21 protein-coding genes are annotated in these 24,313 nt (G+C 66.1%); 7 read left to right on the forward strand and 14 right to left on the reverse strand.

Annotation, left to right across the window (positions count from 1 at the left end):
- Positions 1–5: 5 nt before the first annotated feature.
- Positions 6–1,175: a radical SAM family heme chaperone HemW gene (hemW, locus tag K369_RS12635; RefSeq protein WP_018266227.1), complete on the reverse strand. Its 1,170-nt coding sequence runs from the start codon at positions 1,173–1,175 to the stop codon at positions 6–8.
- A gap of 62 nt (positions 1,176–1,237) precedes the next feature.
- Positions 1,238–2,986 carry an MEDS domain-containing protein gene (locus tag K369_RS24700; RefSeq protein WP_051949259.1) on the reverse strand — a complete coding sequence of 583 codons (1,749 nt, stop codon included), beginning with the start codon at positions 2,984–2,986 and terminating at the stop codon, positions 1,238–1,240.
- Between the two features lie 327 nt (positions 2,987–3,313).
- Between K369_RS24700 and K369_RS12645 the strand changes: the two genes are divergently transcribed.
- Positions 3,314–4,537 (forward strand): OmpA family protein, encoded by a 1,224-nt coding sequence (locus K369_RS12645; protein WP_036291637.1) that lies wholly within the window; start codon positions 3,314–3,316, stop codon positions 4,535–4,537.
- Between the two features lie 130 nt (positions 4,538–4,667).
- The gene (locus K369_RS27975) at positions 4,668–5,090 is read left to right on the forward strand and encodes a general stress protein (RefSeq protein ID WP_084570661.1); all 423 of its coding nucleotides are present in this window, start codon (positions 4,668–4,670) and stop codon (positions 5,088–5,090) included.
- A 68-nt stretch (positions 5,091–5,158) separates the two neighbouring features.
- Here K369_RS27975 and rdgB read toward each other — a convergent pair whose 3' ends face one another.
- Together rdgB and rph are read right to left on the reverse strand one after the other, a co-directional pair.
- Entirely contained in the window at positions 5,159–5,785 is a 627-nt protein-coding gene (gene rdgB / locus K369_RS12655; RefSeq protein ID WP_036291639.1) for an RdgB/HAM1 family non-canonical purine NTP pyrophosphatase, read from the reverse strand.
- Positions 5,782–6,495 (reverse strand): ribonuclease PH, encoded by a 714-nt coding sequence (rph, locus tag K369_RS12660; protein ID WP_036291641.1) that lies wholly within the window; start codon positions 6,493–6,495, stop codon positions 5,782–5,784. The genes rdgB and rph overlap by 4 nt, the downstream gene beginning before the upstream one ends.
- A gap of 102 nt (positions 6,496–6,597) precedes the next feature.
- Between rph and K369_RS12665 the strand changes: the two genes are divergently transcribed.
- From K369_RS12665 to K369_RS12675, 3 genes are all read left to right on the forward strand, one after another.
- Entirely contained in the window at positions 6,598–7,677 is a 1,080-nt protein-coding gene (locus K369_RS12665; protein WP_051949523.1) for a DUF2332 domain-containing protein, read from the forward strand.
- 135 nt (positions 7,678–7,812) lie between these two features.
- Positions 7,813–9,879: an elongation factor G gene (locus K369_RS12670; protein WP_036291643.1), complete on the forward strand. Its 2,067-nt coding sequence runs from the start codon at positions 7,813–7,815 to the stop codon at positions 9,877–9,879.
- A 186-nt stretch (positions 9,880–10,065) separates the two neighbouring features.
- Positions 10,066–12,183 carry a PAS domain S-box protein gene (locus tag K369_RS12675; RefSeq protein ID WP_245278186.1) on the forward strand — a complete coding sequence of 706 codons (2,118 nt, stop codon included), beginning with the start codon at positions 10,066–10,068 and terminating at the stop codon, positions 12,181–12,183.
- A 129-nt stretch (positions 12,184–12,312) separates the two neighbouring features.
- Here K369_RS12675 and phbB read toward each other — a convergent pair whose 3' ends face one another.
- Together phbB and K369_RS12685 are read right to left on the reverse strand one after the other, a co-directional pair.
- Positions 12,313–13,038, reverse strand: coding sequence for an acetoacetyl-CoA reductase (gene phbB, locus K369_RS12680; protein WP_036295094.1), 726 nt, complete (start codon positions 13,036–13,038; stop codon positions 12,313–12,315).
- Positions 13,039–13,137: 99 nt separating this feature from the next.
- A complete protein-coding gene (locus tag K369_RS12685; RefSeq protein ID WP_036291645.1) occupies positions 13,138–14,313 on the reverse strand; it encodes an acetyl-CoA C-acetyltransferase in 1,176 nt (391 codons plus the stop codon).
- 691 nt (positions 14,314–15,004) lie between these two features.
- Between K369_RS12685 and K369_RS12690 the strand changes: the two genes are divergently transcribed.
- Complete coding sequence (locus K369_RS12690) at positions 15,005–16,765, forward strand: SulP family inorganic anion transporter (RefSeq protein ID WP_245278187.1); 1,761 nt, start codon at positions 15,005–15,007, stop codon at positions 16,763–16,765.
- Here the strand turns inward: K369_RS12690 and K369_RS12695 are convergent.
- From K369_RS12695 to sdhC, 8 genes are all read right to left on the reverse strand, one after another.
- Positions 16,740–17,774 (reverse strand): aspartate-semialdehyde dehydrogenase, encoded by a 1,035-nt coding sequence (locus K369_RS12695; protein ID WP_026191433.1) that lies wholly within the window; start codon positions 17,772–17,774, stop codon positions 16,740–16,742. The two genes, K369_RS12690 and K369_RS12695, sit on opposite strands and share 26 nt — an antisense overlap.
- Before the next feature lie 160 nt (positions 17,775–17,934).
- On the reverse strand, positions 17,935–18,294 hold the full coding sequence (locus tag K369_RS12700; protein WP_036291647.1) for a hypothetical protein: 360 nt from the start codon (positions 18,292–18,294) through the stop codon (positions 17,935–17,937).
- A gap of 134 nt (positions 18,295–18,428) precedes the next feature.
- Positions 18,429–19,214: a succinate dehydrogenase iron-sulfur subunit gene (locus tag K369_RS12705; RefSeq protein WP_036291649.1), complete on the reverse strand. Its 786-nt coding sequence runs from the start codon at positions 19,212–19,214 to the stop codon at positions 18,429–18,431.
- 9 nt (positions 19,215–19,223) lie between these two features.
- Positions 19,224–20,081, reverse strand: coding sequence for a PIN domain-containing protein (locus K369_RS24705; protein WP_051949260.1), 858 nt, complete (start codon positions 20,079–20,081; stop codon positions 19,224–19,226).
- Positions 20,078–20,299 carry a hypothetical protein gene (locus K369_RS12715; RefSeq protein ID WP_156967876.1) on the reverse strand — a complete coding sequence of 74 codons (222 nt, stop codon included), beginning with the start codon at positions 20,297–20,299 and terminating at the stop codon, positions 20,078–20,080. The genes K369_RS24705 and K369_RS12715 overlap by 4 nt, the downstream gene beginning before the upstream one ends.
- Positions 20,300–20,331: 32 nt before the next feature.
- Positions 20,332–22,161 (reverse strand): succinate dehydrogenase flavoprotein subunit, encoded by a 1,830-nt coding sequence (gene sdhA, locus K369_RS12720; RefSeq protein ID WP_036291653.1) that lies wholly within the window; start codon positions 22,159–22,161, stop codon positions 20,332–20,334.
- Positions 22,162–22,204: 43 nt separating this feature from the next.
- On the reverse strand, positions 22,205–22,591 hold the full coding sequence (gene sdhD / locus K369_RS12725; protein ID WP_024880603.1) for a succinate dehydrogenase, hydrophobic membrane anchor protein: 387 nt from the start codon (positions 22,589–22,591) through the stop codon (positions 22,205–22,207).
- A gap of 55 nt (positions 22,592–22,646) precedes the next feature.
- A complete protein-coding gene (gene sdhC, locus K369_RS12730) occupies positions 22,647–23,060 on the reverse strand; it encodes a succinate dehydrogenase, cytochrome b556 subunit (protein WP_036291655.1) in 414 nt (137 codons plus the stop codon).
- A gap of 480 nt (positions 23,061–23,540) precedes the next feature.
- Between sdhC and K369_RS12735 the strand changes: the two genes are divergently transcribed.
- Positions 23,541–24,263, forward strand: a complete 723-nt coding sequence (locus K369_RS12735; RefSeq protein WP_036291657.1) for a response regulator transcription factor — start codon at positions 23,541–23,543, stop codon at positions 24,261–24,263.
- Positions 24,264–24,313 lie beyond the last annotated feature (50 nt).

A 24,313-nucleotide genomic window follows, 5' to 3' on the forward strand; every position in this document is an offset into this window, starting at 1 on the left:
CGGCGTCACGCCGCGAGATCGGCCACCACCGCGTCGAGCACGGGAAACCCTTCCGAGCTCACGCGGATGCGATCGTCGCGGGTCAGCTCCACGAGCCCGTCGCCGATCAGCTCGGCGACGCGCGACTGCGACAGCTTCTTGCCGGTGAGGGCGAAGAAGCGCGCCGGATCTATGCCCTCGCGCAGGCGCAGGCCCATCAGCAGAAACTCGTCGCCCTCCTGCTCCGCGGAGAGCAGATCGTCCTCGACGAGGCCATGGCCCTCCGTCTCGACGCAGGTGAGCCACATTTCCGGATGCTTCTCGGTCGCCTGAGCGCGGCGGCCGCGCGGCGTGATGAGCCGCCCATGCGCGCCGGGGCCGACGCCGGCATATTCGCCATAGCGCCAATAGACGAGATTGTGCCGGCATTCCGAGCCGGGCCGCGCGTGGTTGGAGACCTCGTACGCCGGCAGGCCGGCGCGGGCGGTCACTTCCTGCGTGACGTCCCATAGCGCGCGCTGCGTGTCGACGTCCGGCAGATCGAGCTTGCCGGCGTCCGCCATGCGCTCGAACATCGTCTCCGGCTCTATGGTCAGCTGATAGAGCGAGACATGCTCCGTCACGCGCCCCAGAGCGAGCTCGAGCTCCTTGCGCCAGGCCGCCGGCGTCTGCTGCGGACGGGCGTAGATGAGATCGAACGAGGTGCGCTCGAAAATCTTATTGGCGACATCGAGCGCGGCGAGCGCCTCCGCCACCGAATGCTGACGGCCGAGCGCCCGCAATTCTATGTCGTTGAGCGCCTGCACGCCGAGCGAGGCGCGATTGACGCCGGCCGCCTTGAAGCTGCGGAAGCGCGAAGCCTCGACGCTGGTGGGGTTGGCCTCGAGCGTGACCTCGCAATCGGCGGCCATCGGCCAATGATCGGCGATCGCCCGGAGGATCGCCTCCAGCGTGGATGGGAGCATCAGCGAGGGCGTGCCGCCGCCGAAGAACACCGAGCGCACTTCGCGTCCCGGCGCCAGCGCGGCGCGATGGGCGATCTCCGTGCGAAAGGCGTCCACAAAGCGATCTTCATCGACCTCGCCCTTGCGGACGTGGCTGTTGAAGTCGCAATAGGGGCACTTCGACAGGCAGAACGGCCAGTGCACATAGACGCCGAAGCCCGGGTCGAACGCGTTTCGAATCGTCGCAGCCATGGGGGCTTTATGCCACGCCAGGCTCAGAAGGTCACGCTGTCCCGACCATGAAGCGAGGCCGCCTACTCCGCCAAGGGCAGGGTGAAGCGGAGCACGGTCCCGCCGCCGTCGTTCGGCTCCGCCCAGATCGTCCCATAATGGGCCTCGATGATCGAGCGCGACAGAGCGAGGCCGACTCCCAGCCCATGAGTCTTGGTCGTCTTGAATGGCTCGAACAGTCGCGCTCTCGACGTTTCGGACAGGCCTGGCCCGGTGTCGGCGACGTCGATGCGGATCATGCCCGCATCGACCGCCGCCGTGGAGATCGTGAGCCGCCGGACCCCGGCCGCGCGCAGCGCCTCGATCGCATTGCGGACGAGATTGACGATCACCTGCTTCAGCTGGACGGCGTCTCCGATGACCGTGTCTCGCTCGGCCCGCAGATCGAGGACGAGCCGAACGTCAGCGTGGCTCGCTGTCGCGGAGGTCAGCTCGCAGGCGGCCGCGATCAGATCGTGGAGACGCTCGCGCGTCTTGTTCGGCTCGCTGCGCGCGATGAACTCGCGCATGTGGCGGATGATGCCGCCGGCGCGCAGGACCTGGCCGCAGGCCCGCTCCAGCGCCTCCTCGGCGTCTCGCGCACGGCCGTCGCTCACTTTCGAGATGGTGCGCCTTGCGGCGTTCAGATAGGCGGCCGTCGCGGTCAGCGGCTGATTGATCTCGTGAGCCAGCGCCGTCGCCATGCCGCCCATAGCGAGCAGCCGGTCGCTGTGCAGCTCGCGAATTCGCGCTTCGGCTCGGCGGCGCTCCGTCAGATCTTGCAGACAGATCACGAAAAGCCGGCGAGGACGATCGAGCTCGATCTCGCTGACAGCGCATTCGACGGGCACCATCGAGCCGTCCTTGTGGCGCCAGCCGAATTCGCGCCGTCTGCCGAAATAGCCGCGATCGGCGATCTTCAAGAGATCGGCCGCCCGACGTTGGCGCGAACCGCGACCGCGCTCGAGCAGCAGGCCGATGCTCTCGCCGAGCAGCTCCTCCAGCGAATAGCCGAACATCGCCGCCGCGGCCGGATTGGCCAACGTCACCTCGCCGCTCTCGTCGACCGTGATGATTCCGTCATTGGCGCTCCCGATCGTGGCGCGAAGCCTGACCTCGCTCTCGCGAAGCGCCTGTTCGGCGCGCCGGCGGCCATAGCTCTCGATCGCTTTCCAATGGCCGCCCCGCCGCACCAGCGCGCAATCGTGACTGGACAAGACCTCGCAGGTCTTCGTCGTGTCGCAAGCCGAGACCGAATAGGTGCAGAGCGCGATGATGCGCGAGGAGCCGACAAGGGGATCGACCCGATCCTCATAGTGAACGAAATCGTCCCATTCGTCCTCGTTCAGCCAGGAGGTGTCGCCGGAGATGCGCATCCCCTCGAAGCCGCGCGCCAAAGCCGCCTCATATCTGCCGCTCCAGCCGAGGCACACACGGCTGGAGTCGAAATTGTCGGTGAGCTTGTACCACTCGCGGAAGTCGAGAATTTGCATCCGCCCTTCGTCGAGGAGGCGCGGCAGATGTGGAACCGCCTGCTGCAGCGCCTCGATTGCCCGGCTCCGGCTGATGGTCTCCGAGGTGATCCACATGCAGAATTCATTCGACGCCAGGCCGGCGGCGAAATAAGGGACCAATATATCCAGCAGCTCGGCGTCGCTGTCATAGAACTGGCAGAGATGCGCCCCCCAGGGGACATCTCCCAGCCCTTTTATTCCAGACGGCCTCAGCTGGTCACAATTCGCTCCTGTCAGCGTGACGGTGGCCTTCAGCGCGTGCGCGGCGTGGACGTTCATCTAGGTTCCTGGAAATTACGGGTATTTTCTAAAATATAGCATTTGACGCCCATTGCGCGAGGGTTCTTCACTAAGTAAAAACCGATATTACGCCAGAATATGCATGAATTTGCCGAGCTTTCGTTGCATGTCTCGCGCTTCGATTTCCATCACCGAGCCTCAGTCTCGTCCTCTTCCTCTCGCCACGCCCGCGCCGCGAAAGGCGACGGTCTCGCCGAAAGCTTGAAACGAGCCGATTCGACGTTAATTGCCGGGCGAGCCGCGGCGATTCTGCTCGCCGTCACACGTCGGCTCCGGTCGCTCGCTCCAGCCGACGATTCTCGACACATGACCTATTTCCTCAGCTTCTATGGACTTTGGCTCGCCAGCGCTTTCCTCGTCGGCGCCCTCTCCGGCCTCGCCAGCCTGCGCCGCGCGGGCGACGATCCTTCGCTCCTGCGCGAGGGAGATTTTCTGCTCGCCTTGACGCTGTGCCTGGCCGCTATTCTCGCCAAGGCCGCGCTCGGCCGTTTCGCGCTCTATCTCGAAGGCGTGTTCGCGCTCTACGTCGCCTTTCTGGCCGGGCTCGGCGCGGTCGCGCTGTGGTCGGGGCCGATCGCGCGCGATCATCCGGGCTGGCGCATCGGCGCCGGCGTGGTCGCCGTCATCGCCATTCTCGCCAATAGCGAGGCGGCCAAGAGCCTCGAGGATGCGCTGGGGCATCGCCTCGGCTCGCTGGTGCAGCGGGAGGGCGGCGACCCTCTGAATTTCGAGGTCAGCGGCCGCGACGTCTTTCTGCCCGCCGACGCTTCCGGCCATCGGGCGCTGGCCGAGCGGCTGGCGAGCGCCGCCGGCGTGCGGGTAGTCTGGCGCGTCGACTCCCTCTCGCCGGAGGCCGCCGCCCAGCGCGAGGAGGCGCTCGGCGCCGCCTCCGCCGAGCAGGACGCCCATCGCGCCGCCGCAGCCGTCTGGGCCGAGCGCGAGCTGGAGCGCACCGCCGCCGCCTCGGCCGCGCGGCCCGCGACGGTCGCAGCGCCGCCCCTTAAAAAAAGCCGCAAGGACAAGATCGCCGAAGGCCGTTCGGCCGAGCGCTCTGCGTCCCCCGCCGCGCCGCCGCCGTCCGCGACGCTGGTTTGGAACAGCCCCAATGATCCGACGCTGCCGGCGCCGGAAGGGCCGAGCCTGCCGCCGCCCGCGGCCGCCGCCGAGACATCGCCGTGCCGCGCGGCGCTGGCGGCGCTCGCCGCCTCGGAGAAAATCCGCTTCTCGGCCAAGAGCGTCGCGCTCGGCGCGGGGGCGGAGAAATTCCTCGCGCGGCTCGCCGGCGCGCTGAAACAATGCCCGGAGGCGGCGCTCGAGCTGCGCGGCCATTCGGATTCGGTCGGCTCGCCCGAGGACAAGCGCGACTTGTCGCAGCGTCGCGCTCGCGCGGTCTTCGACTATCTGCGCCGCATCGGCGTCTCGCGCGAGCGGCTGACCAGCGCCGGCGTCGGCGACGAGCAGCCCATCGTCGCAAGCGATGATCTTGCGAGCCGGGCGGAGAACCGGCGGGTGGAGATTTTATTGCGCTGATGCGCCCGCTTTTGTCGGAGCTTCGGCGCGAACGGCGGCCTCGCCGCTCCGCTCAAATCTCTTCAAAATGCGATGGAACCTTGGATCGACGCCATTGTTGTCGGCGGACAGACGTCGAACGGAGGCTTCCATGCCCAGAACCGAGTCACACGAGACCTCCAAACGCGGCTTCGCCTCCATGGACGAAGCCAAGCAGCATGAGATCGCGCGCAAGGGCGGCCAGAGCGTGCCGGCCGAGGAGCGCAGCTTCTCCAAAGACAGGGGGCTGGCGGCCGAGGCGGGACGCAAGGGCGGCCATAATGTCCCAGCCGAGGAGCGCAGCTTCTCCAAGGATAGGGAGCTGGCGGCGGAGGCCGGGCGCAAGGGCGGCCACAGCGTGCCGGCCGAGGAGCGCAGCTTCTCCAAGGACAGGGAGCTCGCCTCGGAAGCCGGCCGCAAGGGCGGCGAGAGCGCTTCCGCGGAAGAGCGCAGCTTCTCCAAGGACAAGGGCCTCGCCTCGGAAGCCGGCCACAAGGGCGGCAAGAGCGGCGGCGGCTCGCATCAGAAGCACTGACGCGCGCAAAGCTCGCGCGCGCCCTTCGCGAAGCCCCTACCCGCTGCAGCGCGCAGGGTCTTTCCGCGTCAGGCGAGGCAGGCCCGCGCCAGAGCCTGAAAGGCGCGGGCGCGATGCGACAGCGCGCGCGAGCCGTCGCCGGGCAGCGCATGCTTTTCTGCCGACATCATCTCGCCGAAGGTGCGCTCCAATCCGTCCGGCAGAAAGATCGGATCATAGCCGAAGCCCTTCTCGCCGCGCGGCGGAAACACCAGCACGCCATCGACGCGCCCCTCGAACTCTTCCGTATGGCCGTCCGGCCAGACGATGGCGAGCGCGCAGATGAAATGCGCGGCGAAAGGCGCCGTCGCGCCGCGCTCATTCAGCTCGCGCTCGACGCGGCGGATGGCGGCGGCGAAGTCGCGATTGTCGCCGCCCCAGCGCGCCGAATAGACGCCCGGCGCGCCATCCAACGAATCGACGCAGAGACCCGAGTCGTCGGCGAAGGCCGGCAGGCCGGTCGCCGCGCAGGAGGCGCGCGCTTTCAAAAGCGCATTGCCGGCGAAGGTCGTCTCCGTCTCCTCCGGCTCGGCGACGCCGAGCTCGCCGGCGGAAACGGCGTCGACGCCATGCGGCTCGAGCAGCTGACGCAGCTCCCAGAGCTTGCCGGGATTATGCGTCGCGATGACGAGACGACCTTCGATTCTGCGCGTCACGCCAGCGCCGCCTTCTGCAATTGCACGAGCTGCTCGACGCCGCCGCGCGCCAGCGTCAGCATGGAGCCGAGATTGTCCTCGGAGAAGACGGCGACTTCCGCCGTCGCCTGCACCTCGACGAGCCCGCCCGAGCCGGTGATGACGAAATTGGCGTCGGTCTCGGCGGTCGAGTCCTCCGTGTAATCGAGATCGATCACCGGAGCGCCATTGCAGACGCCGCAGGAGACGGCGGCGACATGATCGCGCAGCGGATTGTCCTTGATGATGGAGCGCGAGCGCATCCATTGGAAGCAATCATGCAGCGCCAGCCAGGCGCCGGTGATGGAGGCTGTGCGCGTGCCGCCGTCCGCCTGGATGACATCGCAATCGACGACGATCTGACGCTCGCCGAGCGCCGGCAGATTGGTGACGGCGCGCAGCGAGCGGCCGATGAGGCGCTGAATCTCCTGCGTGCGGCCGGAGGGCTTGCCGGATGTCGACTCGCGGCGCGTGCGCGTATGGGTGGCGCGCGGCAGCATGGCGTATTCCGCCGTCACCCAGCCCCGCCCCTGCCCGCGCAGCCACGGCGGCGGCTTGTCCTCGAGCGTCGCGGCGCATAGGACATGCGTGTTGCCGAATTTGACGAGGCACGAGCCCTCGGCGTAGCGGGCGACGCCCCGTTCGAAGCTGACGGGACGCATTTCGTCTGGCGCGCGTTTGCTCGGCCGCATGAAGGCTCCTTGCTAGAGAAGCGGCCTTAGTAACGCGGTTCGGCCGCGAGTGGAAGCCGGGCGGATTCTGTCCGAAATTGCGAGAAAAAGCTTCGAGCGATGATGAAACGCCACTCCCGCCTGCCCGATGAGATCGCCGACGCCTTTGATTTTCAAGCGAAGGCGTGCCGCGATCTCGCCTCGCCCTTCACCGCCGCGCTCTGCGAGGCGCTCGCCGCCGGGCTCGACGAGCGCAGCGCCTTCGGCCGCAGAATTTCATCTTGGGGTTCGCGCGCCAAGGCCGATGCGCTGGCGCTGCGCGCTTGCGGCGCGCTGCATTTTCTGGCGCGATCGGGAAAAGCGCCGTGGCTCGCCGCCGCCTATCCGCCCCATGCGCTCGACGAAGCGCGGCTCGCGCGCGAGATCACCCGCGCGATAGAGGCGCATGATGATTTTTTGGCGGGCTTTCTCGATCGCCCGCCGCAGACCAATGAAACAGGGCGCTCCAGCGTCATTTTGGGCGGCGCGCTGATCGTCGCCGCGGCGACGGGCCTGCCGTTGGAGACGTTCGAGATCGGCGCCAGCGCCGGCCTCAATCTGCATTTCGATCGCTATGGATATGATCTTGGCGTCGGCGCTGTCGGCGATGCTGCCGCGCCTCTTCGCCTCGCCTGCGATTGGCGCGGCGCGGCGCCGTCGCTCGACGCGCCTTTGAAGATCGTTTCGCGCGCCGGCTGCGACGTCGATCCGCTCGATCCCGGCGACGCCGAGCATCGCGCGCGGCTGCTCGCCTATGTCTGGCCGGATCAGAGCGAACGTCTCACGCGCATGGAGACAGCGCTCGCCCTCGCCGCTCTGCATCGCGAGCGCGTCGCGCGCGCCGACGCCGGCGATTGGCTCGCAGCGCGACTCGCCGCTCCCCCGACCCCGAATGTCGCGCGCTTCGTCTATCACACGGTCGTCTGGCAATATTTGCCGCTCGAGACCAAGCGCCGCGCCACTGCCGCTCTCGAGGCGGCGGGCGCCGCAGCGCGCCGTGAGGCGCCGCTGGCGCGGCTGCAAATGGAAGCCGACGGCGATACGCGCTCCGCCGCGCTCACGCTGACGCTCTGGCCAGACGGCGAAAGCTTTGCGCTCGGCCGCGCCGATTTCCACGGTCGCTGGATCGAGTGGAGCGGCGCCGGCTCGCCTCGGCTCGCCTGAGCTCTCGGCTCCCGCGCATCTATGTGGCGCTGCATCGCTTTTCAGCGCTTGCGCGGCGACCCATGTGGTGGGAGCATCAACCTCGACGGAGCCGACAAGGTTTCCACTCGCCGGCGCCGGGAACGGGAGCGGGACATGAGTGAAACGAGAACGTCCGGCGCGGCGCGAGCCGAAGGCGCGCGACTGATCGCGCTTGTCGGCCCTTTTCAGAGCGGCAAGACCAGCCTCTTCGAATGCCTGCTCGCGCGCTGCGGAGCAGTGCAGCGGCAAGGGCTGGTGCGCGACGGCTCCACCATCGGCGACGCCTCGCCGGAAGCACGCGCCCATGCGATGAGCGTCGAATGCAACATCGGCCGCGCCGATTATCTCGGCGATCGCTACACTTTCGTCGATTGTCCCGGCTCGGTCGAATTCGCGCATGAGCAGCGCCGCGTCCTCGCCGTCGCCGACGCCGCCATCGTCGTCGCCGAATCCGATCCGCGCAAGCTGCCCGCCTTGCAGCTCGCGCTGCGCGCGGTGGAGGAAGCGCGCGTTCCGCATTTTCTGTTCCTCAACAAGATCGACTCCGCCACGGGCAATCTGCGCGACTCGCTCGCTTTGCTGCAATCGGCCTCGCGCACGCCGCTGCTGCTGCGGCAAATCCCGCTCTGGAACAATGGCATTGCGATCGGCTTCATCGATCTCGCGCTGGAGCGCGCCTATGTCTATCGCGAGCACGCCCCCTCCGAGGTCGTCGCAATGCAAGACGGCGACGCCGTGCTGGAGAAGGAGGCGCGCTATTCCATGCTGGAGCGGCTCGCCGATTACGACGACACGCTGATGGAGGAATTGCTCAGCGACATAGAGCCGCCGCGCGACCAGATTTTCGACGATCTCGCCAAGGAGCTGCGCTTCGGCCATGTCGCGCCCGTGTTCATCGGCGCGGCGGAACGCGGCGCCGGCGTGACGCGGCTGCTGAAAGCCCTGCGCCACGAGGCGCCGAGCGTCGCCGCGACCAGAGCGCGGCTCGGCGTCGCCGATACCGGCCCCGCCCTCGCCCATGTGTTCCGCTCCATCCATACGCCGCATGGCGGCAAGCTGTCGCTGGCGCGCGTGCTGCGCGGCTCCTTTTCGGACGGTCAGACGGTGATCGGCTCGTCCGGCGCGGAGGAGAAGATCAGCGGCGTCTCCTCCCTGCTCGGCGCCACGGCGACGCGCCAGGCCAAGGCCGAGGCGGGCGAGACCGTGGCTTTCGGCCGGCTCGACGGGATCGCCGCCGGCGAGGCTCTGCAGGACGCCCGCGCCGGCGCGCCGCCCGCCCCGACGCCGCTGGCCGCGCCGCGCCCCGTCTATGCGCTGGCGCTGTCGGTCGGCGATCGCAAGGACGAGATGCGCCTCGCCGCCGCGCTCGCCAAGCTCATCGACGAGGACCCTTCGCTCGTCTTCGTGCATGACCAAGCGCTCGGCGAGATGAAGCTGCTCGGCCAGGGCGAGATGCATATTCGTGTCGCTTTGGAACGCCTCGCCACGCGCTATGGCGTGACCGTCTCCACTCACGCTCCCGCCATCGGCTATAAGGAGACGATCCGTCATGCGGTGAGCGTGCGCGGCCGCCACAAGAAACAGTCCGGCGGCCATGGGCAATTCGGCGATGTGGTGCTGGAGGTCGCGCCGCGCGGACGCGGCGAAGGCTTTGCTTTCACCGAGCGCGTCCATGGCGGCACTGTGCCAAAACAATACTTCTCCTCGGTCGAGTCCGGCTGCCGCGACGCGCTGGCGCGCGGGCCGCTCGGCTTTCCCGTCGTCGATGTGGAGGCGGTGCTGGTCGACGGCTCCTATCATAGCGTCGACTCCTCCGACATGGCCTTCCGCACGGCGGCGCGCATCGGCATGATCGAGGCGCTGGGCAGAGCGGAGCCGGTTCTGCTCGAGCCCATGCTCTCCGTGGCGATATTCGCGCCGAGCGAGGCGGTCTCTCGCGCGACCGGCATTGTCTCGGCGCGGCGCGGGCAGATATTGGGCTTTGGCCCGCGCCCGGGATGGGAGGGCTGGGATGAGCTCGACGCGCTCATTCCGGAGGCGGAGATCGGCGATCTGATCGTCGAGCTGCGCTCGGCCACCTCGGGCGCGGGATTCTTCGAGGCCGACTTCGATCATCTGACCGAGGTGGTCGGGCGCCAAGCGCATGAGGTCGTCGCCGCGCGTAGCGCCGCCAGCCACTGAATGGCGAAGCTTCGGCTCGTTTCGGGACGGGTCCCTGTGGCGCGGTTCTTGATCGGCACAGGTGACGACGAAACATTGTCCCAATTTGGCAATGTTCGCATTTGGTCCCATCCGATTGGCGGATCGATGGCGAGCGGGCGCGCCCTGCAACCCGGAGATGGCGACGGTCCATACTGGAATGAATAGATGCAGGCTGAGACCGCGACAGAATTCGTGACTCTTCGGTCGCGGAGCGAGCGGCTGTCGCGCCCTTCGGGAATAGAGGGCGCAGGAGATTTGCCGTGGGGCACGCATTTCTGCCAGTTCTTCGACGATGTCGACGATCTGCTCGACATTGTCGCGCCCTATTTCGCGGCCGGCCTCGCGGCCAATGAGCGCTGCATCTGGGTCGCCTCGCCGCCGCTGACAGTCGCCGCCGCCAAGACGCGCCTGGCGACTCTCGTTCCCGATCTCGAGGCCGATCTCACGCTGGGGCGCATCGACATTCTCTCTCCGGAAGAGTGGTATCTTCGCGCCGGCCAGCTGGACGAGAACCGGCTGCTGGACGATTGGCGCTCGGCCCATGACGCGGCGCTGCGCGCCGGCTTCGACGGATTGCGCGCCAGCGGCAACGCCTTCGAGGCGGACGCCACGGCCTGGTCGATCTTCATGACCTATGAGACCGGCCTCGCCGCCTTGCACGGCTCCGTGCGCATGCTGACGCTCTGCTCCTATTCGCTGCGTCTGATCGGCGCGCCCGAGATCGTCGAGGTGATCGCCCGGCACGAATTCGCGCTGATTCGTCGCGCCGGCCGCTGGGAGACGATCAAGAGCCTCGACTATGAGCGCGCGCGCAAAGCGCTGCGGCAGAGCGAGGAGCATTTTCGTCTGCTGGCCGAAGGCGCGCCGGCCTCGGCGATCTTCTCGCTGGACCGGCAGGAGCGCATCGTCGCCTGGAGCGAGGCGGCCGAACGCATCACCGGCTGGAGCCGCGACGAGATTTTGGGGCGCCGCCTGTCGATCCTCCATTCGTCCGACACGCAGGAGGAACTCGGCGCTCTCGTGGCGCGCAGCGTCGTCAAGCGCCAGGAGCCGCGCCGGCGCCGGGACGGCTCGATCTTTCCCGCCGAGGAGCTGATCGCCCCGCTGCGCGACGATTCCGACAATCTCTACGGCTATGCGGTGATGCTCAGCGATCTCAGCGAGAAATCGCGCGCCGATCAGGAACGTCGCGCGAGCGAGGCGCGCCTGCGCGCGATCGTCGAAGGCGCGGTCGACGCGATCGTCATCATCGACGGCGAGGGCGTCATTCACGCCGTGAATTCCGCGGCGACGCGGCTCTTCGGCCATGAGGCGGCGGAGGCGATCGGACGCCCGGTCGATATTCTCTTCCCGGAGCCGTTCCACGATCCGCGTTTCGCGACGCTCGGCGCCGATGGGGCGGCGCCGGCCGAGGAGGAGCCCGAGCGCATCGGCCGCCGCAAGGACGGCGCGCTGTTTCCGCTGGAGCTCTCCGTCAGCGAGGCGGCGCATGACGGCGAGCGGCTGCTCGTGCTGTTCCTGCGCGATCTCACCGACCGCCGCCGGGCGGAGGCGCAGATGCGCAAGCTGCGCGCCGACAGGCTAGATCTGATGGCGCAAATGGCCGCGAATGTCGCCCATGAGATCAATCAGCCGCTTTCAGCGATCTCCACCTATCTCAGCGCCGCGCGCCGCGTGCTGCGACGCGCCGAGACCGCGACCGCCGATCTCGAGCCGATCATCGACAGCGCCGTCGCCCAAGTGACGCGCGCGGCGCAGATCATCAGCCATTTACGCGGCTTCGTGACGCGCGCCGAGCCGGACAAGACCCAGCAGCGGCTGCACGACATCATCCGCGACGCATGCGCCTTCACGGATATGGCGCGCAACCATGTCAAGGTCGTCACCACGCTCGATCTCGCGGCGGAGGATGACGCGGTGATCGTCGATCGCGTGCAGATTCGGCAGGTGCTGGTCAATCTGAAGCGCAATGCGCTGGAGGCGATGCAGGGCTCCGAGAAGCGCGAGCTCGTCATCTCGACCCGGCTCGACGAGAGCGGCATGATCCGCACCGATATCGTCGATACGGGCGCGGGCCTCGCCGAGGAAATGGCGAATGAGCTGTTCGAGCCCTTCACCTCGACGAAAAAGCACGGGCTCGGCGTCGGCCTCGCGGTCTCACGCGCGATCGTGGAGGCGCATTATGGGAAGCTGTGGGCGGAGCAGAACCCCGGCGGCGGCGCGCGTCTGAGCTTCACCCTGCCGCTGGCCGATGATCGGCTGGAGGAGCCGGACGACGAGTGATCGGCCGCCCGGGGCCACAGACGGAAAACGCCCCGAGCCCCTCGTCCTCGCCTTCTCCCCGCCTGCGGGGAGAAGGAAGAAGACGAAAATGGCGCGAGGCGATTCGCAAGACGAGCTGGAACGCTCCGGTCAGGTCAGATACTGGCCGCCATTGATGGTCAGCGTCGAGCCGGTGATGAAGCCGGCGTCGTCCGAGGCGAGGAACACCACGGCGCGGGCGATCTCCTCCGGCTCGCCGAGGCGGCCGACGGCGATGTAAGGAATGATGTGCTTGTCGAGCACGTCCTGCGGCACGGCCTTCACCATTTCCGTGGCGATATAGCCGGGCGCGATGGCGTTGACGGTGACGCCCTTGGAGGCGCTCTCCTGCGCCAGCGCCTTGACGAAGCCGATGTCGCCGGCCTTGGAGGCGGAATAGTTCGTCTGGCCGGCCTGGCCCTTCTGGCCGTTGATCGACGAGATGACGATAATGCGGCCGAAGCCGCGGTCACGCATGCCGTTGATGACCGGGCGGGTGACGTTGAACAGCGAGTTGAGATTGGTGTTGATCACCGCCTGCCACTGCGCCAGCTCCATCTTGTGGAACAGACGGTCCTTGGTGATGCCGGCATTGTTCACGAGCACATCGACCGCGCCCAGATCTTTCTCGATCTGCGCAATGGCGGCGGCGCTGGCGTCATAGTCCGACACGTCGAACTTATAGACCGGAATGCCGGTCTCCGCCTTGAACTTGTTCGCCGCCTCGTCATTGCCGGCGTAAGTCGCGGCGACATTATAGCCGGCCGCCTTCAGCGCCTTGGAAATCGCCTCGCCGATGCCGCGCGTGCCGCCCGTCACAACCGCTGTTCTGCCCACCTCGTCCTCCTTCATCGAATTTTTGGAAAACTGGACCGCGAGCCTTCAGGCTCGCAGCCCATGATGCGAGCCTGAAGGCTCGCGGTCCTATTTATATATTTAGCGCTCGATCGTCAGGGCGACGCCCATGCCGCCGCCGATGCAGAGCGTGGCGAGGCCGCGCTTGCCGCCGCGGCGTCCGAGCTCATAGAGCAGCGTCGTCAGAATGCGCGCGCCCGAGGCGCCGATCGGATGGCCGATGGCGATGGCGCCGCCATTGACATTGACGATCGCCGGATCCCAGCCGAGGTCCTTGTTCACGGCGAGAGCCTGCGCGGCGAAAGCCTCATTGGCCTCGACGAGATCGAGGTCGGAGATCTTCCAGCCGGCCTTCTCCAGCGCCTTGCGCGAGGCCGGGATCGGGCCGGAGCCCATGATCGACGGATCGACGCCGGCGGTCGCCCAGGAGGCGATGCGGGCGAGCGGCGTGAGGCCGCGCTTGGCGGCTTCCGCCGCCGTCGTGATGACGAGCGCCGCCGCGCCGTCATTGAGGCCGGAAGCGTTGGCCGCCGTCACCGTGCCGTCCTTGGTGAAGGCCGGCTTCAGCTTGGCGACGCCCTCGAGCGTCACGCCATGCTTGATGTATTCGTCCTGATCGACGATCACATCGCCCTTGCGGGAGGAGACGGTGAAGGGGACGATCTCGTCCTTGAACTTGCCGGCCTTCTGCGCCGCCTCGGCCTTGTTCTGCGAGGCGACGGCGAAAGCGTCCTGCTCGGCGCGGCTGATCTGCCACTTGGCGGCGACGTTCTCGGCCGTGATGCCCATGTGGTAATTGTTGAAGGCGTCGGTGAGGCCGTCGACGATCATCGTGTCGACGAATTTCACATCGCCCATCTTGGTGCCGGCGCGCATGTGAGCCGAGTGCTGCGACAGCGACATGGACTCCTGGCCGCCGGCGACGATGATGCTCGCGTCGCCCGACTGAATCTGCTGAGCGGCGAGCGCCACAGCGCGCAGGCCGGAGCCGCACACCTGATTAATGCCGAAAGCGGTCTTGTCCTGCGGCACGCCCGCCTTGATAGCGGCCTGACGCGCCGGGTTCTGTCCCTGCGCGGCGCCCAGCACCTGGCCCAGGATGACCTCGTCGACGTCGGCGGCCTCCAATTTGGCGCGCTCGATAGCGGCCTTGACAGCGACCGCGCCCAATTCATGGGCGGGCGTTGAACCGAAAGCTCCGTTGAACGATCCCACAGCAGTGCGCGCCGCGGAAACGATCACGATCTCCGTCGTCATATCGTTCTCCTGATTGGTCGGGCTGGCGCCGGCGGACGCCGCTCGCGCACGTTGAGCATTTTGAGTCGCGGCTCGTCAAGCGCCGGACGCGCGCATCGTTGACGCGGCGCGTCAATTCTTAGGGCGGCGGAGGCCGAATTGAACGAAGCGCCGCGTCGCGAGGCCGGAGCGCACAGCGCAGGCCGGCCGCAAGCCGCGCAGCCGTCCGACAGAGCCGCGCATGAGCCTCTCGCCCGAAATAGCCGATGGCGCGGCCGGCCGCCCCCTGCGCATGGGCGGCGAGAGGCCGCGGCCTCCACCCCGACCGTCTCGCGCCCGCTGTTCCAAATGCGCGCTCTGACGGCGAGCGTGATCGCTGCGCAGTTTCCGGGCGCGGCTCGGCAACCTGCCCAATGCCTACCCTTTCAGGCGATGCGATAACCTACCCGAACCGTCCATTTCGGTCGGTTGCGCCATTCTCGTCAACCGAGTCGATCGATAGCGGAGGGGCGACCGAAAGCGACCTTTCGTGGGGCCGGCTCGGACGGCCGCTTCGAGCTTCTCGCGAGGCGAGGCATTTTTTTGCGCGCCCTCGGCGTTTTTTAAAAAAATTCCGCCGGAACTCGATGAGCGCGACAATCGCGCCTCGTCCAGCCTCACGGTTCGAGCGTCACGCCCTAGATTCGGGGAAGGCTCGCCCCGGATTTCATCAATGTCTCAGCAAAACCCGTCTCGGCGGCAACGCTCCTGGCCGTTCTTCCCCTCCCTGCCGCAGGCCGTGCTGCGCTATGACGTCGCGGCCGGGCTGACGCTCGCGGCTATCGCCATACCGGAGCAGATGGCGACGGCGCGGCTCGCGGGCTTTCCGCCGCAGATCGGCTTTTTCGCCTTTCTCGCCGGCTCGCTCGCCTTCGCCGCTTTCGGCTCCAACCGCTTCCTCTCCTCCGGCGCCGATTCGACCATCGCGCCGATCTTCGCCGGCGCTCTCGCTTTGCTGGCGACGCGCGGCTCGCCGCAATTCATGGCGCTCGCCTCCTTTCTCGCTCTGCTGGTCGGCGGCATACTCGCGCTCGGCTTTCTGCTGCGCGCCGGCTGGGTCGCCGATCTCCTCTCCGTTCCGGTGACGACAGGCTTTCTCGCCGGCATCTCCATTCACATCTTCATCTCGCATCTGCCCGCGCTCATCGGCCTGCCGAGCGTCGAAGGCAGCGAATTCTATCGCGTCGCCGAAATGGCGAAGCATTGGCGCGAGGCCAATCCCGCCGCCATCGCCATCGGTCTCGGCGCGCTCGCGACCATTGTCATCGGCGAGAAGATCAGCCCCAAGCTGCCGGCCGCGCTCATCGCGCTCGCCGGCGCCGCTTTCGCGGTGCGCTATTTCCATCTCGAGGAAAGCGGCGTCGCCGTGCTCGGCAAGGTCTCGGCGGAATTTCCGCATCCGCGCTTTCCCGAGATCGCGCCTGCCGATCTTCCCCATATCGTCGGCCTCGCCATCATCATCTCGGTCGTCATCATGGTGCAGACGGCGGCGACCTCACGCTCCTTTCCCAATGAGGAGGGCCGCGCGCCGGATGTCGATCGCGATTATCTCGGCGTCGGCGCGGGCTGTCTGCTGGCGGGGCTGGTCGGCGCCTTCGCCGTCGACGCCTCGCCGCCGCGCACGGCGATCGTCTCCGCCACCGGCGGGCGCTCACAGCTCTCGTCGATCGTCGCGGCGCTGGTCATAGCGGCCCTGCTGCTGTTCGGCGCCGCGCTGCTCGAGCATGTGCCCAACGCCGCGCTCGCCGGCGTATTGATGTTCATCGCCGCGCGCATTTTCCGCCTGCATGTGATGCGCGACATTTTTGCGAAGACGCATGGCGAGTTCGCGCTGGTCGCGCTGACCATGGCGGCCGTCGTTGCGCTGCCGGTGCAAAATGGCGTGTCGCTCTCCATTCTGGCGTCGCTGCTGCATGGCGTGTGGACGACGACGCGCTCGCGCCTCATCACTTTCGCGCGCCTGCCGGGAAGCTCGGTGTGGTGGCCTTGCGCATCCAGCGGCGCCGAGCCTTATGGCGAGCGCCTCGAGGGCGTGCTGGTCGCGGCCTTTCAGGCGCCGCTGTCTTTCCTCAACGCCTATGGTTTCCAGAGCGATCTGCGCGAGGCGATCGAGGAGAAGCCGAAGCTCGTCGTGCTGGAGGCGAGCAATATCGTCGAGATCGATTATACGGCGGCGCGCATTTTGCGACAGGCGATCGAGGATAGCCGCGCGGCGGGCGCGGATTTCGCCATGGCGCGGCTGGAATCCGTGCGCGCACATGAGGCGCTGACGCGCTTCGGCGTGATGGAGACGCTCGGCGAAGGACGCTTGTTTCGCAGCGTCGACGAGGCGACGAAAGCGCTCGCGCCGAACGCCGTCGCCTCGAAGATCGAGGCTCCCACGCTCGTCGCGCGCAGGAGCCGCGCCTTCAAGCCGCCTTCTGCTTCGGCGTGATGAGCTTGCGGTTCGCCAACACTTCGGCGATCTGCACCGCATTCAGCGCCGCGCCCTTGCGCAGATTGTCGGAGACACACCACAGAACGAGGCCGTTCTCGACGGTCGGATCGTCGCGAATGCGCGAAATATAGGTCGCGTCCTCGCCGGCCGCCTCATGCGGCGTGATGTAGCCGCCGGGCTCGTGCTTATCGATGACCAGCACGCCGGGCGCCTCGCGCAGAATATTGCGCGCATCCTCCGGCGACAGCGGATTCTCGAACTCGATATTGATCGCCTCGCTATGGCCGATGAACACCGGCACGCGCACGCAAGTGGCGACGAGCTTGATCTTGGGATCCAAAATCTTCTTCGTCTCCACCACCATCTTCCACTCTTCCTTGGTGAAGCCGTCTTCCATGAAGACGTCGATCTGCGGAATGAGGTTGAAGGCGATGCGCTTGGGGAATTTCTTCGATTCCAGAGGATCGGAGACGAAGACCGAGCGCGTCTGCGAGAATAGCTCGTCCATGCCCTCCTTGCCGGCGCCAGAGACGGATTGATAGGTCGAGACGACGACACGCTTGATCTTGGCGGCGTCGTGCAGCGGCTTCAGCGCCACGACCAGCTGCGCAGTCGAGCAATTGGGATTGGCGATGATGTGCTTTTTCGTGAAGCCCGCCGCGGCGTCGGCGTTGACCTCCGGCACCACCAGCGGAACATCCGGGTCCATGCGCCAGGCGGAGCTGTTGTCGATGACGACGCAGCCCTTGGCGCCGATGCGCGGCGCCCATTCGCGCGCAACGTCGCCGCCCGCCGACATCAGACAAATGTCCGTATCCGAGAAATCATAAGTGTCGAGATGGCGGCATTTGAGAATCTTGTCGCCGAACGACACTTCCGTCCCGATGGAGCGGGACGAAGCCAGCGCGACCACTTCCGAGACCGGAAAGCGGCGCTCCGCCAGAATGTCGAGCATCTCGCGGCCCACATTGCCCGTGGCGCCCGCGACGGCGACCTTGTAACCCATGGGATGGAACTCCTTTTGCCCGCTTATGACGGCGGGCGCGCCTTTTGTCGAGGGAATGGACGAGAATAGCGAAGCGGCCCCGCTGGCCCTTCGGCCACGGAGCGGCTTCGTATCGATCTCGCAGCTCGGCCACGGCGGCGGGCGCCGCGGCAGACGGGGCTCAGAAGGGCATGCCGACCGACATATTGCCGTTATTGCCCATGCTCACCGGCGCACGGCCGCCGAAACGCGAGCCTTCGTCCTCTTTTTCTTTCTTCTTGGGCGGGGATTTGCCCGGCGACCAGCCCTCGAGCTCACCGAACTGGCGGTTCTCGGCCTTGGCCGGCGGCTTGCCGGGCGCGGCCGGCTGACCAGCCGTAGCCTGTTGCTGCTGTTTGCTTTTCTTCGGCTTCGCCTTGACGGTTCCGGCGGCGGACGTGTCCAGCCGGCTGGGGTCGAGCGCGTCCTCGGCCCCCGCAGAGAACGGCAGCGCGGACGAAAAGGCGAAAATAGCGGCGACCAGAAGAAGGCGCGATCGCATGGCGGCTACTCCTCGAGCATCAGCTCCAAAATGCTCCCACGCCGGAAAAAAGACAAGTTCCGACGATCCCGAGGCAAAGATTGCGCACAAAAGCGGGCGCCATTACGGCGCCGGCTCCGCTTTCCTCGGCTGCCTCACTCGCCGGTCGTCCGCGCGATGGCCAGATTTTTGAGCTCGGCGATGGCGGTCCCCGGCAACAGGCTCTTCGGGCAGGCGTTGGAGCAGTTCAGAATCGTGTGGCAGCGATAGAGGCGGAAGGCGTCGTCGACATAGGCGACGCGCTCGGCCGTCGATTCGTCGCGGCTGTCCACCACCCAGCGATAGGCCTGCAGCAGAGCGGCCGGGCCGAGGAAGCGGTCGGAATTCCACCAATAGCTCGGGCAGGAGGTGGAGCAGCAGGCGCAGAGAATGCACTCATAGAGCCCGTCGAGCTTGCGGCGATCGTCTGGCGCCTGCAGCCATTCCTTCTCCGGCTCCGGCGTCACCGTCTGCAGCCAGGGCTCGATGGCGGCATGCTGGGCGTAGAAATCGGTGAGATCGGGCACGAGATCCTTCACCACCGGCATATGCGGCAGCGGATAGAGCTTTATCGCCCCATCGATCTCGTCCATGCCCTTGGTGCAGGCGAGCGTGTTGAGCCCGTCGATATTCATCGCGCAGGAGCCGCAAATGCCCTCGCGGCAGGAGCGGCGGAAGGTGAGCGTCGGATCGATGTTGTTCTTGATCCAGATGATCGCGTCCAGAACCATCGGCCCGCAATCATCGAGATCTACGTAATAAGTGTCTATGCGCGGGTTCGACGCCTCATCGGGGTCGAAGCGATAGATGCGGAACTCCCTCACCCGGCTCGCGCCCTCGGGCCGCGGCCAGACCTTGCCCTCGACGGGGCGGGAGGATTTGGGAAGGACGAATTCGACCATGATCGATCCTCATACTCCGTTGGGGCCAGCAGACGACGCGTCTTGAAGATAAGTCTTCAGCTTTGTCAATCCGCCTGGGACATTCGACATTTGGGCCATGAAGTAGGCGCGATGCGCGCTAAACCCGCGAGCCGTCATATGACGCGCGTTCTCGTACAAATTTGTCCACTCGGTCGCCGAATGACCACGGCCCAACCATCCTAAAGCGACGACGACGGCCAGTTGATCGACGTCGAGCCGCTCGAGTTCGCTAGCGAGGCGCCGGTAGGCGGGAGAACTGAATACGGGTTTGAGGCTCTCGGTGCTGATCATATTCATCGGCGAAGCGCTGGAAGCGCGAGCGGCGTCAGTCAATGCCTGGACCGTGCCTTTTATCTTTTTCGACAGCCGCTCGATCGATTCGAACGTATGCGGAGTCACCGAGGAGACGGAAATTCGGGTCCCGAGCTGTTCGAAATCCACTTCCTCGAGAATCGCGACAGACTCGCGATAACCTCGCTCGACGCATTTGCGAATGAATCTCAGGTCGGAAGACAATAAAACGCCACGCCCTAACGCGCAGGCCAGATAGAAGCAGTCGTAGACCGAATGATCGAGCTCGAGAGAAAGCGCCATCGCGTCGTTCGCCAATTCGCTCGACGGAACAAGGCGGGGAATCGCCACGGACACGCTTTCCAGACCGACGGCCGTCTGATCCTGAGAAATTTCTCTGTTTCTCAGTTTTTTTCTGAGGACGTTAGCCACTTCTGGAAGGATTAGATCAGGAGCGATCCGCTCCCATTCCTGGTCGAGAACGTCGAGCGCGCGCTCATGATGCGCCTCGCGGACAAACCATTTGACCGCGACGGAAGCATCGATAACGATCAACGGTCGCGATCCTCTCGTAGCAGATCAACAGAATCCGTCTGCTCGACGTCTCGCGGCGTCATGGAAGCGATCGATTCCATCAACCGGCGGAGCGATTCCTTGGATTTGCTGCCGTGCAGCCCCTCCAAGAGAAGCTCACGCGCGAGGCTCTCACTCGATACGCCGCGCGCACGCGCCGCAGCCGCGACTTCTGCGAGCACTTCGTCGTCGATCGCCAATTTACCCATGTCACGGCTCCATCAGACGCCCTTCAATACACTCGCGCCTTCGGCTCGATATAAGCCACCTCATTGGACAGCGTGTAGCTGTGCACCGGGCGGTAGTCGATCGCGACGCTCTTGCCCGCCTCGTCGATCGTCGAGAGCGTGTGCTTCATCCAATCGGCGTCGTCACGATTGGGAAAATCCTCGCGGGCGTGGGCGCCGCGGGATTCGGTGCGGTTCTTCGCCGAATCCATCGTCACCACGGCCTGGACGATGAGATTGTCATATTCCAGCGTCTCGACGAGATCGGAGTTCCAGATCAACGAGCGATCCGAAACCTTGACGTCGTCGCTCTTCTTCCACACCGCATGGATCGCCTGCGATCCCTCCTCCAGCACCTCGCCGGCGCGATAGACGGCGCAATGCGATTGCATCACGCGCTGCATCTCGAGCCGCAGATCGGCGGTCGCGATCGAGCCCGCGGCGAAGCGACGCGCGTCGAGACGCGACAGCGCGAGCTCGGCGGAGTCGGCTGGCAGCTCCGGCTGCGGCTGGCCGGGCTTCACCAGCTCGGCGGCGCGCTGGCCGGCGGCGCGGCCGAAGACGACGAGATCGACCAGCGAATTGGAGCCGAGGCGATTGGCGCCATGCACGGAGACGCAAGCCGCCTCGCCGATCGCCATCAGGCCCGGCACCACCACATCCGGATTGTCGCCGACGCGGCGCAGCGCCTCGCCGTGAAAATTCGTCGGTATGCCGCCCATGTTGTAATGCACCGTCGGCAGCACCGGAATCGGCTCGCGCGTCACATCGACGCCAGCGAAAATCTTCGCGCTCTCGGAAATGCCCGGCAGGCGCTCGTGCAGGATCGCGGGGTCCAAATGCTCGAGATGCAGATGGATGTGATCCTTCAATTTGCCGCCGCCGCGGCCCTCGCGAATCTCCACCGTCATCGCGCGCGAGACCATGTCGCGCGGCGCGAGATCCTTCACGGACGGCGCATAGCGCTCCATGAAGCGCTCGCCTTCGCTATTGGTGAGATATCCGCCCTCGCCGCGCGCGCCCTCGGTAATCAAGCAGCCCGCGCCATAGATGCCGGTCGGATGGAATTGCACGAATTCCATATCCTGCAAGGGCAGGCCGGCGCGCAGCGCCATGCCGCCGCCATCGCCCGTGCATGTGTGCGCCGAGGTCGCGGAGAGATAGGTGCGGCCATAGCCGCCCGTCGCCAGCACGGTGAGCGCGGCGCGGAAACGATGGATCGTGCCGTCGTCGAGCTTCAAGCAGACGACGCCGCGCACGGCGCCTTCCGCATCGACGATGAGGTCGATGGCGAAATATTCGACGAAGAATTCCGTGTCGTGACGCAGCGCCTGCCCGTAGAGCGTATGCAGCATCGCATGGCCGGTGCGGTCGGCGGCGGCGCAGGTGCGCTGCGCGGGCGGGCCTCTGCCGTAATCGGTCGTCATGCCGCCGAAGGGCCGCTGATAAATGCGTCCGTCCTCGGTACGCGAGAAAGGCACGCCCCAATGCTCGAGCTCATAGACAGCTTGCGGAGCGTTGCGGCAGAGATATTCGATCGCGTCCTGGTCTCCGAGCCAGTCGGAGCCCTTGACGGTGTCGTACATGTGCCATTTCCAATCGTCCGGCCCCATATTGGCCAGCGCCGCGGCGACGCCGCCCTGCGCTGCGACTGTATGAGAACGCGTCGGAAATACTTTGGTGATGCAAGCGGCCTTCAGCCCCGCCTTGGCGCAGCCGACGACGGCGCGCAGTCCCGCGCCGCCAGCGCCGACGACGACGACGTCGAATGTATGATCGACGATCGGATAGGCCCTGCCCCCGATATTCACCGTCGTCTTGCCGTTCGCAGCCATTCCCAATCCTCGTCGATAAAGAGCGCCCGAGCGCGAACGCGCGTCAGCGCGGCGCGGCGATGATCATTATGGCGAGCGTCCAGATCGCGGCGATCGCGATCACCAGCCATTTGTTGACGATGAGCGCCTTCGCCTTCAGCGCTTCGTCGTGAACATAATCCTCGATGATGTTCTCCACGCCGAGCCGCGCGTGATAGGCGACGACGACGATGAAGGCGATGAGCGCTATCGCCGGCAGCGGCTTGCCGATCTCGGCGCGCGCGGCCTCATAGGGCTTGCCGACGAGGCCGACGAGATACCAGATCGAGAGCACGGCGAGCGGCGCCAGCGCGCGCGCGCTGTGACGCATGGCGAGCGCATGCAGCGAGCCGGAGCGATCAGAGACGAAAGCGTCTCCCTTGCCGCTGCGGCCGCTCTCAAATCTCGACATATCGGTTTCTCCATCGATCTAGTTCGATTATAGCGCGATAAGCGCCGCCGCAGGCTCAGCCGAAGAGCGAGGATGCAATCCACAAGAGCGCCGTCAGCGCCACGCCGCCGCCCAAGGTCGCCTTGGCCAGCAGCTCGCGGCCATCGCGATCGAGATAGAGGCCACGATCCCATATCGCGTGACGCACGCCGCCGAGCAGATGATGAAACAACGCCCAGCTGAACAGCAGCACGAAGACTCGCCCGACGAGGGAATTGACGATCCAGGACACGGCGTCGAAGGCCGACGGCCCGAGCGCCAATCCGAAGAGATAGAGCGCGAGCAGAAGCGCGCCGACATAGAGCGCGGCGCCAGTGATGCGATGCGCGATCGACATCGCCATTGTGAGAATGGGCTTGTAGATCGTCAGATGTGGAGAGAGCGGCCGCGCGGCGGCGAGGCTCTCGCTCACGGGATCGGCGTCGGCCATTTTAGGTTTCTCTCCGCTCGAGGCTCGGCTAGGACTGATAATTCAATCGCGTCGCCGCTGCAACACACGTACCCGACATAAGGTTCTGGGCATTTCACGACTCGTGCAGAGCGGCGAAAAGACGCACGACTTACGTAACGCGTCGCGACGCCCGACGCAATCGATGCGCCGATGCGTAGGATTCGAGTCGAAAAACGTGGCGCGTGCGTTACGATCTGTTAACATGCGCCCGCCGACGTTGCCCGGGACCAGCCGGCGCATCGTCGTTCGGAGCCGGCTTTTTTCTCACCGGCTGCGGACGTGTCGAGTAGCGTTGAGCGTCATGGTCGGTCTGCGTGCTCGAGAGTTCGTAATGTTGCGTCGGCGCCCCGAGTAAGCGTCGTGTTGCCGTGACGTCGGACTGCCGACTATTTTGTCGGCGGCTTGAGTTCGCTGGTCTCGTCGAATGACTTTTTCGTCAACTCATCTCGCGAGCGATTCATGAATTACAGTGAAACCATCCATATCTTGAACGTCGATCCGATCATCCGCTCGTCTCTGACGAGCGCTTTGGACAAGGCGGATTTCCACCTCCGCCTCCATGAGGACGCGGGACGCTTCTTCGAAGCCGTCGAGACCGACAGCCGCGGCTGCGTCATCATCTATGTGGATATGCCCGATATGATCGGGATCGAACTATTGAGAGACGCCAAGGCGCGGCGGATCGAATTGCCGATCATCGTCATCACCGCGCAAGCCAATGTTCGCGGCGCGATCCAGGTGATGAAGGAAGGCGCGTTCGATCTGCTCGAGCTGCCTGTCAATGAGGCGAAGCTGCTCGCCTCCGTGCAGCAGGCGCTGACCCGCCGCATCGACCATCGCGCCTATCGCGGACGCGCGCGGACCACGCCCGGCCGGCTCGCCACGCTCACCAACCGCGAGAACGACGTGCTCGCCGGCCTCGTCGAGGGCAAGCTCAACAAGGTCATCGCCCATGAGCTCGGCATCAGCGCCCGCACGGTGGAGACGCATCGCTCGCACATCATGACCAAGATGCGCGTCAAGAGCGTCGCCGATCTCGTGCGAATCTCGCTGGGCGCGCCCCGGCCAGATCCGGCCGTCCGCCTCGGCGCGCCGCGGCCCCCGGCCGATCCGACTGCCCGCCTCGGGACGCCGGCGCCGCGGCAGATGGTCGATTCGGGGGCGAATCTGCCCCGCCGCTGACGCGCTGGACGCGGCAAATCGCCAAAATTAACGACGCCGGGGCATGGCGC

This window comes from Methylosinus sp. PW1 (assembly GCF_000745215.1).
GTDB lineage: Bacteria > Pseudomonadota > Alphaproteobacteria > Rhizobiales > Beijerinckiaceae > Methylosinus.

Excerpts from the sequence above, each read along its gene's own strand:
- hemW (WP_018266227.1), bottom strand. The coding sequence starts at position 1,175 with ATGGCTGCGACGATTCGAAACGCGTTCGACCCGGGCTTCGGCGTCTAT.
- K369_RS24700 (WP_051949259.1), bottom strand. The coding sequence starts at position 2,986 with ATGAACGTCCACGCCGCGCACGCGCTGAAGGCCACCGTCACGCTGACA.
- K369_RS12645 (WP_036291637.1), top strand. The coding sequence starts at position 3,314 with ATGACCTATTTCCTCAGCTTCTATGGACTTTGGCTCGCCAGCGCTTTC.
- K369_RS27975 (WP_084570661.1), top strand. The coding sequence starts at position 4,668 with ATGCCCAGAACCGAGTCACACGAGACCTCCAAACGCGGCTTCGCCTCC.
- rph (WP_036291641.1), bottom strand. The coding sequence starts at position 6,495 with ATGCGGCCGAGCAAACGCGCGCCAGACGAAATGCGTCCCGTCAGCTTC.
- K369_RS12665 (WP_051949523.1), top strand. The coding sequence starts at position 6,598 with ATGAAACGCCACTCCCGCCTGCCCGATGAGATCGCCGACGCCTTTGAT.
- K369_RS12670 (WP_036291643.1), top strand. The coding sequence starts at position 7,813 with ATGAGTGAAACGAGAACGTCCGGCGCGGCGCGAGCCGAAGGCGCGCGA.
- K369_RS12675 (WP_245278186.1), top strand. The coding sequence starts at position 10,066 with ATGCAGGCTGAGACCGCGACAGAATTCGTGACTCTTCGGTCGCGGAGC.
- K369_RS12685 (WP_036291645.1), bottom strand. The coding sequence starts at position 14,313 with ATGACGACGGAGATCGTGATCGTTTCCGCGGCGCGCACTGCTGTGGGA.
- K369_RS12690 (WP_245278187.1), top strand. The coding sequence starts at position 15,005 with ATGTCTCAGCAAAACCCGTCTCGGCGGCAACGCTCCTGGCCGTTCTTC.
- K369_RS12695 (WP_026191433.1), bottom strand. The coding sequence starts at position 17,774 with ATGGGTTACAAGGTCGCCGTCGCGGGCGCCACGGGCAATGTGGGCCGC.
- K369_RS12700 (WP_036291647.1), bottom strand. The coding sequence starts at position 18,294 with ATGCGATCGCGCCTTCTTCTGGTCGCCGCTATTTTCGCCTTTTCGTCC.
- K369_RS12705 (WP_036291649.1), bottom strand. The coding sequence starts at position 19,214 with ATGGTCGAATTCGTCCTTCCCAAATCCTCCCGCCCCGTCGAGGGCAAG.
- sdhA (WP_036291653.1), bottom strand. The coding sequence starts at position 22,161 with ATGGCTGCGAACGGCAAGACGACGGTGAATATCGGGGGCAGGGCCTAT.
- sdhD (WP_024880603.1), bottom strand. The coding sequence starts at position 22,591 with ATGTCGAGATTTGAGAGCGGCCGCAGCGGCAAGGGAGACGCTTTCGTC.
- sdhC (WP_036291655.1), bottom strand. The coding sequence starts at position 23,060 with ATGGCCGACGCCGATCCCGTGAGCGAGAGCCTCGCCGCCGCGCGGCCG.
- K369_RS12735 (WP_036291657.1), top strand. The coding sequence starts at position 23,541 with ATGAATTACAGTGAAACCATCCATATCTTGAACGTCGATCCGATCATC.